The organism is Brevibacterium sp. 2SA (genome assembly GCF_005502845.1).
Taxonomy (GTDB): Bacteria; Actinomycetota; Actinomycetes; order Actinomycetales; family Brevibacteriaceae; genus Brevibacterium.
Map to the genome: position 1 here is coordinate 1 of NZ_SCMW01000017.1, position 13,199 is coordinate 13,199.

At 69.7% G+C, this 13,199-nt stretch carries 10 protein-coding genes; 9 read left to right on the plus strand and 1 reads right to left on the minus strand.

The window, feature by feature from the left end; translation table 11 throughout:
- The first annotated feature begins 106 nt into the window (after positions 1 to 106).
- Complete coding sequence (locus FFS20_RS08250; RefSeq protein WP_137825382.1) at positions 107 to 1,660, plus strand: amino acid permease; 1,554 nt, start codon at positions 107 to 109, stop codon at positions 1,658 to 1,660.
- A 568-nt stretch (positions 1,661 to 2,228) separates the two neighbouring features.
- Complete coding sequence (argG, locus tag FFS20_RS08255; protein WP_137825383.1) at positions 2,229 to 3,650, plus strand: argininosuccinate synthase; 1,422 nt, start codon at positions 2,229 to 2,231, stop codon at positions 3,648 to 3,650.
- Positions 3,651 to 3,956: 306 nt separating this feature from the next.
- On the opposite strand, the gene FFS20_RS08260 is transcribed toward argG, so the two are convergent.
- Entirely contained in the window at positions 3,957 to 4,652 is a 696-nt protein-coding gene (locus tag FFS20_RS08260; protein WP_137825384.1) for an alpha/beta hydrolase, read from the minus strand.
- Positions 4,653 to 4,913: 261 nt separating this feature from the next.
- Between FFS20_RS08260 and FFS20_RS08265 the strand changes: the two genes are divergently transcribed.
- The 7 genes from FFS20_RS08265 to FFS20_RS08295 all read left to right on the plus strand — a co-directional run bounded on the left by FFS20_RS08265 (position 4,914) and on the right by FFS20_RS08295 (position 13,155).
- Positions 4,914 to 6,089 (plus strand): Gfo/Idh/MocA family oxidoreductase, encoded by a 1,176-nt coding sequence (locus FFS20_RS08265; protein ID WP_137825385.1) that lies wholly within the window; start codon positions 4,914 to 4,916, stop codon positions 6,087 to 6,089.
- A complete protein-coding gene (locus FFS20_RS08270) occupies positions 6,086 to 7,078 on the plus strand; it encodes a sugar phosphate isomerase/epimerase (protein WP_137825386.1) in 993 nt (330 codons plus the stop codon). The genes FFS20_RS08265 and FFS20_RS08270 overlap by 4 nt, the downstream gene beginning before the upstream one ends.
- 82 nt (positions 7,079 to 7,160) lie before the next feature.
- Positions 7,161 to 7,928: a GntR family transcriptional regulator gene (locus FFS20_RS08275; protein ID WP_137825387.1), complete on the plus strand. Its 768-nt coding sequence runs from the start codon at positions 7,161 to 7,163 to the stop codon at positions 7,926 to 7,928.
- Between the two features lie 308 nt (positions 7,929 to 8,236).
- Positions 8,237 to 9,280: a 5-dehydro-2-deoxygluconokinase gene (gene iolC / locus FFS20_RS08280; protein WP_137825388.1), complete on the plus strand. Its 1,044-nt coding sequence runs from the start codon at positions 8,237 to 8,239 to the stop codon at positions 9,278 to 9,280.
- Entirely contained in the window at positions 9,280 to 10,191 is a 912-nt protein-coding gene (locus tag FFS20_RS08285) for a deoxyribose-phosphate aldolase (protein ID WP_137825389.1), read from the plus strand. The genes iolC and FFS20_RS08285 overlap by 1 nt, the downstream gene beginning before the upstream one ends.
- On the plus strand, positions 10,188 to 11,183 hold the full coding sequence (iolB, locus tag FFS20_RS08290) for a 5-deoxy-glucuronate isomerase (RefSeq protein WP_137825390.1): 996 nt from the start codon (positions 10,188 to 10,190) through the stop codon (positions 11,181 to 11,183). The genes FFS20_RS08285 and iolB overlap by 4 nt, the downstream gene beginning before the upstream one ends.
- 1 nt (position 11,184) lies before the next feature.
- Complete coding sequence (locus FFS20_RS08295; protein WP_171007029.1) at positions 11,185 to 13,155, plus strand: thiamine pyrophosphate-dependent enzyme; 1,971 nt, start codon at positions 11,185 to 11,187, stop codon at positions 13,153 to 13,155.
- The last annotated feature ends 44 nt before the right edge of the window (positions 13,156 to 13,199 follow it).

Below are 13,199 nucleotides of genomic sequence, written 5' to 3' on the forward strand. Positions count from 1 at the left end.
CTCCCCACCCCGTGGGCGACACGTCAGCCCGACAGGCTCGGCTTCGTCCCTGGTCAGCTACGATGAGCTGGTTGAATCACCGTCGATTCGTGCAAAGGTGCACCCCATGTCCGATAATCCCCAGCAATCCGCCCAACCCGGCCCTGCCGACGGCCCCGGCACCCCCGCCTCGGCGAGCCCCGGCAACCACCTCTCCGATGGCGACCATCTCTCCGTCCTCGGCTACAGCGACTCCTTCGACCGATCGATGAGCCTGTGGGCGAACTTCGCCCTCGGATTCACGTACCTCTCCCCGCTCGTCGGCGTCTACTCGCTGCTCGCCGTCGCCCTGGCCGCCGGCGGTCCGCCCTCGATCTGGTGGATCGTCATCGTCGCCGCCGGTCAGCTCCTCGTCGCCCTCGTCTTCGGCGAGGTCGTCTCCCAGTTCCCCATCGCCGGCGGCATCTACCCGTGGACGCGCCGGCTCTGGGGCAAGCGGTACGCGTGGATGGCCGCGTGGGTCTACATCTGCGCGATGATCGTGACGATCACCTCGGTGGCGGAGTTCGGGGCGGGCTTCGTCGCGAGCCTCTTCGGCCTCGAACTCACCCGCAACGTCACCCTCATCCTCGCGCTCGTCCTCCTCGTGCTGGCGCTGGCGATCAACTTCAGCGGCACGAAATGGCTCGCCCGCATCGCCCGCATCGGCCTCTTCGCCGAACTCATCGGCGTCATCGGGCTCGGGCTCTTCCTCCTCATCTTCGAGCGCAAGCACCCGTTCTCCGTGTTCTTCGACGCGATGGGAGTCGCCGGTGACGGCAGCTACCTCGCGGCCTTCATGGGTGCGGCCGTCGCCGGCCTCTTCCTCTTCTACGGCTTCGAAGCGTGCGCCGACGTCGCCGAGGAGGTCTCGGACCCCGCCCGCCGCATCCCCAAGGCGATGATCATGACGATCATCGTCGGGGCGGTCTCCGCGCTCTTCTCCTTCGGCGGCTACGTCCTCGCCGCCCCGAACCTCGACGCGATCGTCGCCGGCGAGGTCGCCGACCCGATCCCCTCGATCCTCGAGGGCAGCCTCGGCCCGGTCGGCGCGAAGCTCTTCCTCCTCATCGCGATCCTCGCGTTCATCTCCTGCGTGCTCAGCCTCCAGGCCGCCGCCTCGCGCCTCATCTTCAGCTTCGCCCGCGACGGGATGATGCCCGGCCACCGGTGGCTCTCGAAGGTCACCGAGGGCACGAAGGTCCCCCGCAACGCCCTCATCGTCGCCTGCACGGCACCGGCGCTCATCTGCGTGCTCATCTGGTTCAACGACGGCATCCTCGTCGCCGTCACGTCGTTCGCGATCCTCGGCATCTACCTCGCGTTCCAGATGGTCGTCCTCGCCTCCCTGCGGCAGCGGGCCAAGGGGTGGAAGCCGGCCGGGCCGTGGTCGCTGGGGGCGTGGGGCGCCATCGTCAACGTGCTCGCACTCGCGTACGGCATCTTCGCGATGATCCTCCTCGCGATGCCCGGCGATACCGGCGCGTTCTTCTCCGACTACATCGTCCTCATCGGGCTCGTCGTCGTCCTCGCCGCCGGGTTCCTCTACCTGTTCATCGCGCGACCGGATCGGAAGTCCGACGCCCCGCAGGACGATGCCATCGCCGTCGCCGAGGCGATCCGATCCCACCAGCGCCGCTGACCCTGCCGCGCCTCACCGGCCGGACGGGCGTCGCGCGCTGACCCGGCCGCGCCGCACCGGCCGGAAGGGCACCGCGCGCTGCCTCGACGGCGAAAAGTGCAGGTGCGCGCGAAACGCACTCCCGCGTGCGAGAAGTCTGGCGGTGCGGCGGCACTGCGGGCCAAAAGTGGAATTGCCCGACAACTAGGCGTCGGCAAAACCACTTTTCGCCGACACGTAGGGTGTGCCGCCCCGAGCCTCACCGGCCGGAAGGGTGCCGCGCGCTGCCTCGGTGGCGAGAAGTGCGGGTGCGTGCGAAACGCACTTCCGCGGGCGAGAAGTCGAACGGGCGGCGACATTGCGGGTCAAAAGTGAAAATGCCCGACAACTAGGCGTCGGCAAAACCACTTTTCGCCGACACGAGGGGTGTGTCGCCCTAGCAACGTCGTGCGGAACGGCAGGCCGCGGGCAACGGAACGGCGGGCCGCGGGCAGCGGAACGGCGGGCCACCTCGGCGCTGGCACATAAAAATACATAGCTCTGCATAACAATTCGACATGGGTGGCGTCGGAGAGATACAGTGATGACCATGTCGAAAGTTCTCTCAACTCTGCCCGTCGGCGAATACGTCGGCATCGCCTTCTCCGGTGGCCTGGACACCTCGTGCGCGGTCGCCTGGATGCGCGACAAGGGCGCGATCCCGTGCACGTACACCGCCGACATCGGCCAGTACGACGAGCCCGACCTCGACGGCGTGACCGCGCGGGCGAAGGAGTACGGGGCGGAGATCGCGCGCTTCGTCGACGCCAAGCGCCTCCTCGTCGAAGAGGGCTTCGTCGCCCTACAGTGCGGTGCGTTCAACGTCCGCTCGGGCGGGAAGACCTACTTCAACACGACGCCGCTGGGCCGGGCCGTGACCGGCACGATGCTCGTGCGCGCCATGAAGGAGGACGGCGTCGACATCTGGGGCGACGGCTCGACCTACAAGGGCAACGACATCGAGCGGTTCTACCGCTACGGCCTCATGGCCAACCCGAAGCTGCGCATCTACAAGCCGTGGCTCGACTCGACGTTCGTCGAGGAGCTCGGCGGGCGGCAGGAGATGAGCGAATGGCTCGTCGCCCACGGCTACCCGTACCGCGACTCCGCGGAGAAGGCGTACTCGACGGACGCGAACATCTGGGGCGCGACGCATGAGGCGAAGAGCCTCGAGTTCCTCGACGCCGGACTCGACATCGTCGAACCGATCATGGGCGTCGCCGCCTGGCGCGACGACGTCGAGGTTGAGACCGAAGAGGTCTCGGTCCGCTTCGAAGCCGGGCGGCCCGTGGCGATCAACGGCGAGGTCTTCGACGACCCCGTTGCCCTCGTCTACAAGGCCAACGAGATCGGCGGCCGGCACGGCCTCGGCGTCTCCGACCAGATCGAGAACCGGATCATCGAGGCGAAGTCGCGCGGCATCTACGAAGCCCCGGGCATGGCGCTGCTCCACATCACGTACGAGCGCCTGCTCAACGCGATCCACAACGAGGACACGATCGCCCTCTACCACGAGGAGGGGCGCCGCCTCGGCCGCCGGATGTACGAAGGCCGCTGGCTCGACCCGCAGTCGCTCATGCTCCGCGAATCCATGCAGCGGTGGGTCGCCTCGGCGATCACGGGCGAGGTCACCCTGCGCCTGCGCCGCGGTGACGACTACACGATCGTCAATACCGAGGGCCCCAACCTGTCCTACCACCCGGAGAAACTGTCGATGGAGCGCGTCGGCGACGCCGCGTTCGGCCCTGAGGACCGGATCGGGCAGATGACGATGCGCAACCTCGACATCGCCGACTCCCGTGCCCGCCTCGAGCAGTACGCGGCGATGGGCATCGTCTCCGGCCCGACCTCGGAGCTCGTCGGCTCTCTCGAGGCCGGTGGCGCCGAGGAGATCGCGAGCTCCCCGGTCGACGTCGATGCCGCGACCGACCGTTCAGGCCTCTCCGCCGCGTTCGACACCGGCACGGACTGAGCCCGCCCCGGACCGAGCCCGGCACGGAGTGCGCCCGCCCCAGACTGAGGTCACCCCGAACTGAGGTCACCGGGCGAGAGCGCCCGCACCGACACACCGACGCCCCCGCGGGGGATCCGACTCGACATCACGACGAATCTCGAGCCGGATCCCCCTCGGGGGCGTCGTGTCAGGCAGCACGTCGGGTCACGCGGCGATCCGAGCGGTGCGGACCGCTGACTGCGACCCCACCCGATCATCGGGCGACCGACACCAGCCGACCACCGGGCAGCCGATCACCGGGCGACTGCGGTGCCTGGGGCGGCCCTACGCCATCATCGTCGTCGCGGCCTCGTCGATGAGGTCGGCGACGGCCTTCGGCTGCGAGGCCAAAGAGGCGTGGCTGGCGTCGAGCTCGATCGTCTTCTGCGGCTGCATCCGCTCGGCCATTCGGCGCTCGTTGTCCGGGGCGATCATCCGGTCCTGCGTCGAGACCTGGTACCACGTCGGCTTCGCCTTCCACGCCGGGGCCGTGATCATGTCCTCAAACGTCGATCCCAGCGGCGCCTTCTGCGTCACCGCCATGACGAGGGCCTGCTCGTCGCCGAGGTCCTGGCAGAAGCTCTCGTGGTACTTGTCCTGCGCGATCCAGAGGTAGCCGTCGGAGTCGGGGGCGATGCTCGCAGCACCCTCGGGCGGCATCTCCTGGGTGATCCCACCGGGGCTCTCCCCGGCATCGGGGGCGAATGCGGCGATGTAGACGAGGCCGAGGACGTTGGACTGGTCGCCCATCTCGGTGATGACGGCACCGCCGTAGGAGTGGCCGACGAGGATGACCGGGCCGTCGATCTGGGCGACCATCTTCCGCGTGCGCTCGGCATCATCGCCGAGCGAGGTGAGGGGGTTCTCGACCGCGTGGAGATCGGTGTAGCCCCGCTTGCTCAGCTCGACGATGACATCGGCCCAGTGGGCGGCACCTCCCCAGAATCCATGGACCAGGACGACAGCAGGCTTCTCTGACATGTGTACTCCTCGGTTCGTGAAAGACGCCTCTGACCAGCGTCTTCCCACCATTGATGGGACGTGCCGGGCCGACGGCCCATTGCGAGAATACAACGGGACTTGACGCTGTTACCGGGGAGTCTCCTGGGAACCCGGGACCCGATCGCGTCTCAATCGGCCGTCAATCAATTGTCTGGACAAATTGATCTCATGAAACTCTTTTGACCGGACAAATATCTCGCTAGGGTGGAGATGTCCACCTCGGTCTTCGAAGGAGAAGTCATGGTCAACCCACTCGGCGTCGCCGTCATCGGCGCAGGCATGGCTGGTCGCGCCCACGCCGCCGCCTGGCGCGCAGCCCCCAGCGAAACCACTCCCCCGGTCCGGCTCGTCTCCGTGTGCGACATGGTCCCGGAGGTCGCCGAGGCGGCCGCCGCCCACTTCGGCTACGAGCGCTATGACACCGACTGGCGCACCATCGTCGACGCCGATGACATCGACATCGTCAGCGTCGTCGTCGCGAACTCCCTCCACCGTGAGCTCGTCGAGGCTCTGCTCGCCGCCGGCAAGAACGTCCTGTGCGAGAAGCCGCTGACCGACACCATTCCCGACGCCGAGGCGATGGTCGCCGCCGCTGAGGCCGCACCGACGATCGCGCGCCTCGGCTTCACCTTCCGCCGCGCGCCCGGGATCGCCGCGATCGCCGACCTCGTCGCCGACGGCACCCTCGGCCCCGTCCACCACATCGACGCCCACTACTGGACCGACTACGCGTGCTCACCGCTGGCCCCGATGAGCTGGCGCTACACCGGCGACATGGGCACCGGGGCACTCGCCGACCTCGGCAGCCACCTCACCGACACCGTCGAATTCATCGCCGGCCCGATCCTCGCGGTCTCCGGCGGCCGGTTCCACACCGCGATCACCGAACGCCCGCTGCCGCTCGGTCACGTCATCGGCCATGACCACGTCGAGGTCAGCGATGAGTACGAGCCGGTGACGAACGACGACTACGCCGGATTCGGCGTCGAGTTCCCCACCGGGTCGGGCACGATCCAGGTCTCGCGCATCTCGGCCGGCCACCCGAACACGCTGGCCGTCGAGGTCTTCTGCGAGAACGGCTCGGCCCGCTTCGACATGCGCTCACCCGGCTCGATCGACCTCGGCACGACGAGCGGCGACCCGCTGCGCGACGGACTGACGACGGTCCAGCTCGGCCCGGCCCACCCCTACATCGCCGACGGCCTGCCGATGGCGGCGCCCGGCATCGGCATCGGCCAGAACGACGGCTTCGTCTTCCAGGCCCGCTCCTTCCTCCAGGAGGTCGGCGGACGACCCGCCGCCGACTCCCTCCCCCGCTGCGCGACCTTCGCCGAGGGCCTCCACGCCCTGGCCGTGCGCGACGCCGTCATCGCCTCCGCGGCACACGCGGGCGCCCGCGAGGAGGTGCCGACGTGAAGTTCGGCGTCTACACCGCGATCCTCCACGATCGTCCGCTGCCCGAGGCGCTCGCCGTCATCCGCGACCTCGGGCTCGACGCCGCGGAGATCAACGTCGGCGGCTTCCTCCCACCCGTCCACATGCCGACGATCGATGAGATACTGACCTCCGACACCGCCCGCGACGACTACCTCGGCATCTTCGCCGAGGCGGGAGTCGAGCTCGCGGGCCTCAACGCCAACGGCAATCCCCTCCACCCGGATCCCCACATCGGCCCGCCGACCCTTGCCGACATCGACCGCGCCATCCGCGTCGCGCACCGGCTCGGCCAGACCCGTGTCGTGACGATGTCCGGTCTTCCCGGTGCCGGCGCCGAGGCGGCCGTCCCCACCTGGATCGTCAATCCCTGGGAGTCCTCCCTCCTCGACATCCTCGACGACCAGTGGGCCCGCGCGGTCCCGGTGTGGCGCGACCTCGACCGCCTCGCCGCCGACCACGGGGTGAGGATCGCCATCGAGATGCACCCGCACAACCTCGTCTTCAATCCCGCGACCCTCGAACGCCTCATCGATGCTGCGGACGCGGAGAGCATCGGCGCGGAGATGGACCCCTCCCACCTCTTCTGGCAGGGCATCGATCCGCTCGCCGCGATCGACCACCTCGGCGACCGGGTCGTCCATGCCGCGGCCAAGGACGTACGGATCAATCCGGCCGCCGCGATCCACGGCGTCCTTGACGACCGCCACACCCGCTTCAGCGGCGACCGGATCACCCGGATCCGCGGGGATGCGACGATCAGCAGGTGGCCCGCGGAGTCCGCGTGGGACTTCGTCGCGCTCGGCCGCGGCCACGACCAGGCGTTCTGGGATCGGTTCGTCGCGGCCCTCCACGCCGTCGATCCGGACATGGCCGTGCACATCGAACACGAGGACGAGGACCTCGGCCGGATCGAAGGACTCGACACCGCCGCCGAGGTGCTGCTGACCGCCCGCGATCACGTGCAGTGAGTGCGCCGGAGGGTCAGGTGCGCCGAGGCGGTCGAGTGGGCGTCTGCGCCCGGTAAGCTCGGGGAGAGAGCAAGGAGAGAACATGGCGCGTGCACCCGAGATCGAACTCACCGAGGAGTTCTTCGGTCCTCTCGACCGTGCGAGCGGTGCGACGCCTCTCTACGTCCAGATCGCCCGTCGGCTCGAAGCCGCGATCGCCGCCGGCGATCTCGCCGCCGGCACGCGGCTGGAGAACGAGGTGTCGATGGCCAAGCGCCTCGGCTTGTCCCGGCCGACGATCCGCCAGGCGATCCAGGACCTCGTCGACAAGGGGATGCTCGTGCGCCGCCGCGGCGTCGGCACACAGGTCCTTCAGCGGCCTGTCGCCCGCGCCGTCGATCTCACGAGCCTCAACGAGGACCTCGAGAAGTCGGGCAACAAGCCGGCGACGACGGTGCTCTCCCACCAGGTCATGGCCGCCGACCGCGACACCGCCGACCACCTCGGCGTCGCCGAGGGAGCACCGACGCTGCATCTGCGCCGGCTGCGGCTCATCGGGGCGACTCCGCTCGCCCTCCTCCACAACATCCTGCCGGAGCCGTTCGCCGACATCACGGCGGGCGAACTCGTCACCACCGGGCTCTATGAGACGCTGCGGGCACGCGGGGTCGTCTTCTCCGTCGCCCACCAGCGCATCGGCGCGCGTGCCGCCGCCCCCGACGAAGCCGATCTCCTCGACACCCCCGCCGAGGCGCCGCTGCTGACGATGCAGCGGACCGCGCTCGACAACTCCGGGGCGATCATCGAATGGGGAGACCACTGCTACCGGCCCGACCTCTACTCGTTCGAGACGACGCTCGTCGCCCGGTGACCCGGCCTGCGCAGCTGTCGTCGGTGCGACTCCCCCGGCAACTGCACCGGAGCGCTGGCCCCGTCTCCGCCACGGCGATCTGCCCCGGCGCGATGTGCCACGCCGCCACCCTCGTCGTGGCCGACGGACGTCCATCCCCTGGTCAGCGTCGCCGAGGAGATCCGCGAGAGAAAAAGGGGTGACGCAGACCTCCAAGAGTGATATTGTCATGACAAATAGTTTGTCCTGACAAAGATTGAGCATCCGCTCGGACTGCGTCAGACCACGGACTCACGGCAACGCCGCCGCACGGAAGGAACGGAAAGTCCATGCCCCAGGCACCCTCCTCGGAGCCGCAGACCACCACCGGCTCAACCGCGCCCTTCGACCTTGTCAGCATGGGCCGGATCGGCGTCGACATCTACCCTCTCCAGGACGGTGTCGGCCTCGCCGAGGTCGCGACCTTCGGCAAATACCTCGGCGGTTCGGCCTCGAACGTCGCCGTCGCCGCGGCCCGGTACGGACTCGACTCGGCCGTCATCACCGCGACCGGCGACGACCCCTTCGGGCGCTACCTCAAGGCCGAGCTCGCCCGCCTCGGCGTCGACAACCGCTTCGTCGGCACCGATGCCGAGCACAACACTCCGGTGACGTTCTGCGAGATCTTCCCGCCCGATGACTTCCCGCTCTACTTCTACCGCGATCCGATCGCCCCCGACCTCACGATCACCGAGGCCGACCTCGACCTCGCGGCGATCGCGCAGGCACGGATCTTCTGGGCCACCGTCACCGGGCTCAGCCGCGAACCGAGCCGGACGGCCCACCACGCCGCGTGGCAGGCGCGGAACCGGGCCGAGCACACGATCCTCGACCTCGACTACCGCCCGATGTTCTGGTCCGATCCGGCCACCGCCACCGCCGAGGTGGGCCGTGCCCTCGAGCACGTCACCGTGGCCGTGGGCAACCGCGAGGAGTGCGAGATCGCCGTTGGCGAGACCGATCCCGACCGCGCCGCCGACGCCCTGCTCGCACGCGGCATCGAACTCGCGATCGTCAAGCAGGGCCCCAAGGGGGTGCTCGCGAAGACCGCGACCGAGCGCGTCGAAGTCCCGCCCTACCCCGTCGACGTCGTCAACGGCCTCGGCGCCGGGGACGGATTCGGCGGTGCGCTGTGCTTCGGGCTGCTCGCCGGGTGGGAACTCGACTACCTCCTGCGCTTCGCCAACGTCGCCGGAGCCATCGTCGCGACCCGCCGCGAATGCTCGACCGCGATGCCCACGACCATCGAGGTCACCGAGGTCATCGGAACACCCCCGACCGCCTCGGCGAATGACACCACAACCCCCGTCGCCGCGACATCGAAGGACCGCTGATGCCGACCTCCACCCTCTCCCCCGCCGCGCTCGCCCGCCTCCGCGATGCCCGCTTCGACGATCCGGGCGCGATCTCCGCCGCTTGGTCGGCCCGGACGCGGCGTCCGATCGGCGGCAGCGACTCCCGCCTCTTCATCGTCGCCGCCGACCATCCCGCCCGCGGGGCGAACAAGGTCGGCGACGATCCGCTCGCTATGGCCGACCGCGCGGACCTCCTCGAGCGGCTCGCGACGGCACTGGCCCGCCCCGGCGTCGACGGCGTCCTCGCCACCCCCGACATCCTCGATGACCTCGCGTTCCTCGGCTGCCTCGAGAACCGGCTCGCCGTCGGGTCGATGAACCGCGGTGGGCTCGCCGGCTCCGGCTTCGAGATCGACGACCGCTTCACCGGCCACACCGCCGCCGGCATGGCCCGCGACGGCATCGATCTCGCGAAGACGCTGCTGCGCATCAGCCTCGGCGACCCGGCGACCGCCTCGGCGCTCGAGGCCAACGCCCGCGCCATCAACGCGTGCGCGGAGCACGACATCCCCGTCATGCTCGAGCCCTTCCTCAGCGAATGGGTCGACGGGAAGGTCCGCAACCTCCTCACCCCCGAAGCCGTCATCACCTCGATCGGCATCGCCCAGGGACTCGGCACCACCTCGGCGCACACCTGGCTGAAGATCCCCGTCGTCGACGACATGGAACGCGTCCTCGCCGCGACGACCCTGCCGACCCTCCTCCTCGGCGGCGAGCGCTCGACCGACCCGGAGGCGACGTTCCGCCGCTGGGAGGCAGCGCTCGCACTGCCCGGAGTGCGCGGCCTCGTCATCGGCCGCTCGATCGTCTACCCCGCCGACGGCGACGTCGCCGGGGCCGTCGACCGCGCCGCCGCACTCGTCCACGGATCCGAGAGGGCCACAGCATGACCAACGAATGGTTCCACCCCCGCGGAACACTCACCCGTGACGGCTTCGAATCCGTCGTCGACGCGACGCTCGAGGGCTGGGCGCACACGGGGCTGAAGATCGCCGACCTCGGCGGTCCCGTTCCCACGGAGAACGCCGACAGCGGGGAGACCGCTGGAAGCGACGGGCCCACTGCCGGCGGGGACCGCGCTGACAAGGTCGACTTGCCCGCCGAGGCGGTCGAACGCGTCATCGTTCCGCTGAGCGGGGAGGCGTTCACCGTCGACTACACGCTGACCGACGGCACGACCGGAGAGCAGACCCTGACCGGCCGGCCCTCGGTGTTCCAGGGTCCCGCCGACTGTCTCTATCTGCCCACGGGCACCTCGGCGAGCCTGCACGGGGTCGGTCGCCTCGCGGTCTGCGAGGCCCCGACGACGGAGACCCGCCCGGTCCAGTTCCTCTCCGCCGCCGAGGTCCCCGTCGAACTCCGCGGTGCGGGCCGCTCGAGCCGCCAGGTCCACAACTTCGCGACCCCCGCGGGGCTCGACTGCGTGAAGATCATCGCGTGCGAGGTCATCACGCCCGCGGAGAACTGGTCGTCCTTCCCGCCCCACAAGCACGACGAGGCGATCGCCGGGGAGGAGTCCCGCCTCGAGGAGATCTACTACTTCGAGACGGCCGTCTCCCGCGGTGTCGACGCGCCCGCAACCGCCGATCCGTTCGCCCTCTTCACGACGTATTCGTCACCGGCCGGGGAGATCGAGACCTCGGCGATCGTGCGCACCGGCGACGTCGCCCTCGTCCCTTTCGGCTATCACGGACCGCTCGCGGCCGCCCCCGGATACGACAACTACTACCTCAACGTCATGGCCGGCCCCGACCCCGAACGCGTGTGGCTCATCACCGACGATCCGGCGCACGGCTGGGTGCGGGAGCAGTGGGAGGGCCAGGAGTTCGACAACCGGCTGCCCTATGGGCGTGAGACTGCAGATGCGACGGAGGAGAACTGAGATGGCCACGACGATGACGGTCGCCCAAGCGCTGATGACCTTCCTCTCCCGCCAGTACACCGTCGACGGGGACATCCGGCAGCGGACGATCGCGGGCACCTTCGGGATCTTCGGCCACGGCAACGTCGCCGGCATCGGGCAGGCGCTGCGCCAGCTCGCCCACGACGAACCCGGGGCGATGCCCTACCACCAGGCCCGCAACGAACAGGCGATGGTCCACGAGTCCGTCGGCTTCGCGCGGATGAATCGGCGCCGGTCGACCTTCGCCTCGGCGGCCTCGGTCGGACCGGGGGCCGCGAACATGCTCACGGGTGCGGCCCTGGCGACCGCGAACCGGATGCCCGCACTCCTCCTGCCCTCCGACACGTTCGCCACGCGGGTGGCCGATCCCGTGCTCCAGCAGCTCGAACACCCCCACGACACATCACTGCAGGTCACCGACGCGTTCCGGCCGCTGTCGCGGTTCTTCGACCGGGTCGACCGGCCCGAGCAGCTCTTCTCGATCGCGCTGGCCGCGATGCGCGTGCTCACCGACCCGGCGGAGACCGGTGCGGTGACGATCGCCCTGCCCGAGGACGTCCAGGCCGAGACCCTCGAGGTCCCCGAGGAGTTCCTCGCCGAACGCGACTGGCATCTGCGCCGGCCGCTGCCGGAGTGGGGGCCGCTCACCCGCGCGGTCGCGGCGATCGAGGAGGCGAGGACCCCACTCATCATCGCCGGCGGCGGCGTCCTCTACTCCGGCGCCGAGGACGAGCTGCGCACCTTCGCCGAGGCAACGGGCATCCCCGTGGCCACGACGCAGGCCGGCGGTGGGGTGCTCGACTGGAACCATCCGCTCAATCTCGGCGGGATCGGGGCGACGGGATCGACGGCCGCTAATCGGATCGCCGCCGAGGCCGACGTCGTCATCGGCATCGGCACCCGCTACAGCGACTTCACGACGGCCAGCCGCACGGTGTTCGGCCACCCCGACGTCCGCTTCGTCAACCTCAACGTCGCCGGCTTCGACGCGTTCAAGCACGGCAGCCGCTTCCCCATCGTCGCCGATGCCAGGGAGGGCATCCGCGGTCTGCGCGAGCACCTCGGCGATCATCGGGTGAGCACGGAGCTGCGCCGTCGGATCGAGACCGAACGCGATGTGTGGACGGCGACGGTCGACGCCGCAGTGGCACCGACGCAGGCCGCACTGCCGGGCCAGGCGGAGATCATCGGCGCGGTGAATCGCGCCGCCGGCCCCCGCGACGTCGTCATCCAGGCCGCCGGCTCCCTGCCCGGTGACCTGCAGAAACTCTGGCGCACCCGCGATCCGCTCGGCTACCACGTCGAATACGCGTTCTCGTGTATGGGCTACGAGATCGCCGGCGGGCTCGGGGTGCGGCGCGCGATCGACGCCGCCGATGCGCTCATCGCCGCGACAGGCGACGACGACAGCGCGGTCCCACCCGACGGCAGCGTCGTCGAGGCCGCGGACCGCAACGCGATCGTCATGGTCGGCGACGGCTCCTACCTCATGCTCCACACCGAACTCGTCACCGCCGTCGCCGAGGGCCTCAAGCTCATCGTCGTCCTCGTCCAGAACCACGGCTACGCCTCGATCGGGCACCTCTCCGAGACCGTGGGCGCGCCCCGGTTCGGGACGTGGTACCGGAAGTACGACGCCGAGGCGACCGACTTCCGCACCGACGAGGTCCTCCCCGTCGATCTCGCCGCCAACGCCCGGTCCTACGGGATCGACGTCGTCGAGATCGCGCCGGGCCCGGACGCGAGCACCCGACTCGCCGAGGCGGTCGCCGCCGCCCGTGAGGCACCGACCTCGACGCTCATCCACATCGACTCCGACCCGCTCGTCTACGCCCCCGACGGTGAGGGCTGGTGGGACGTCCCCGTCGCCGAGACCTCGACGATGTCGGACACGCAGGCCGCACGCGAGGAGTACGAGATCGCCGTGAAGAAGCAGAGGCCGCTGCTGTGACCGCGACCACCGCTGCGGCAAACCCCGCTGCGACGATGAGCACG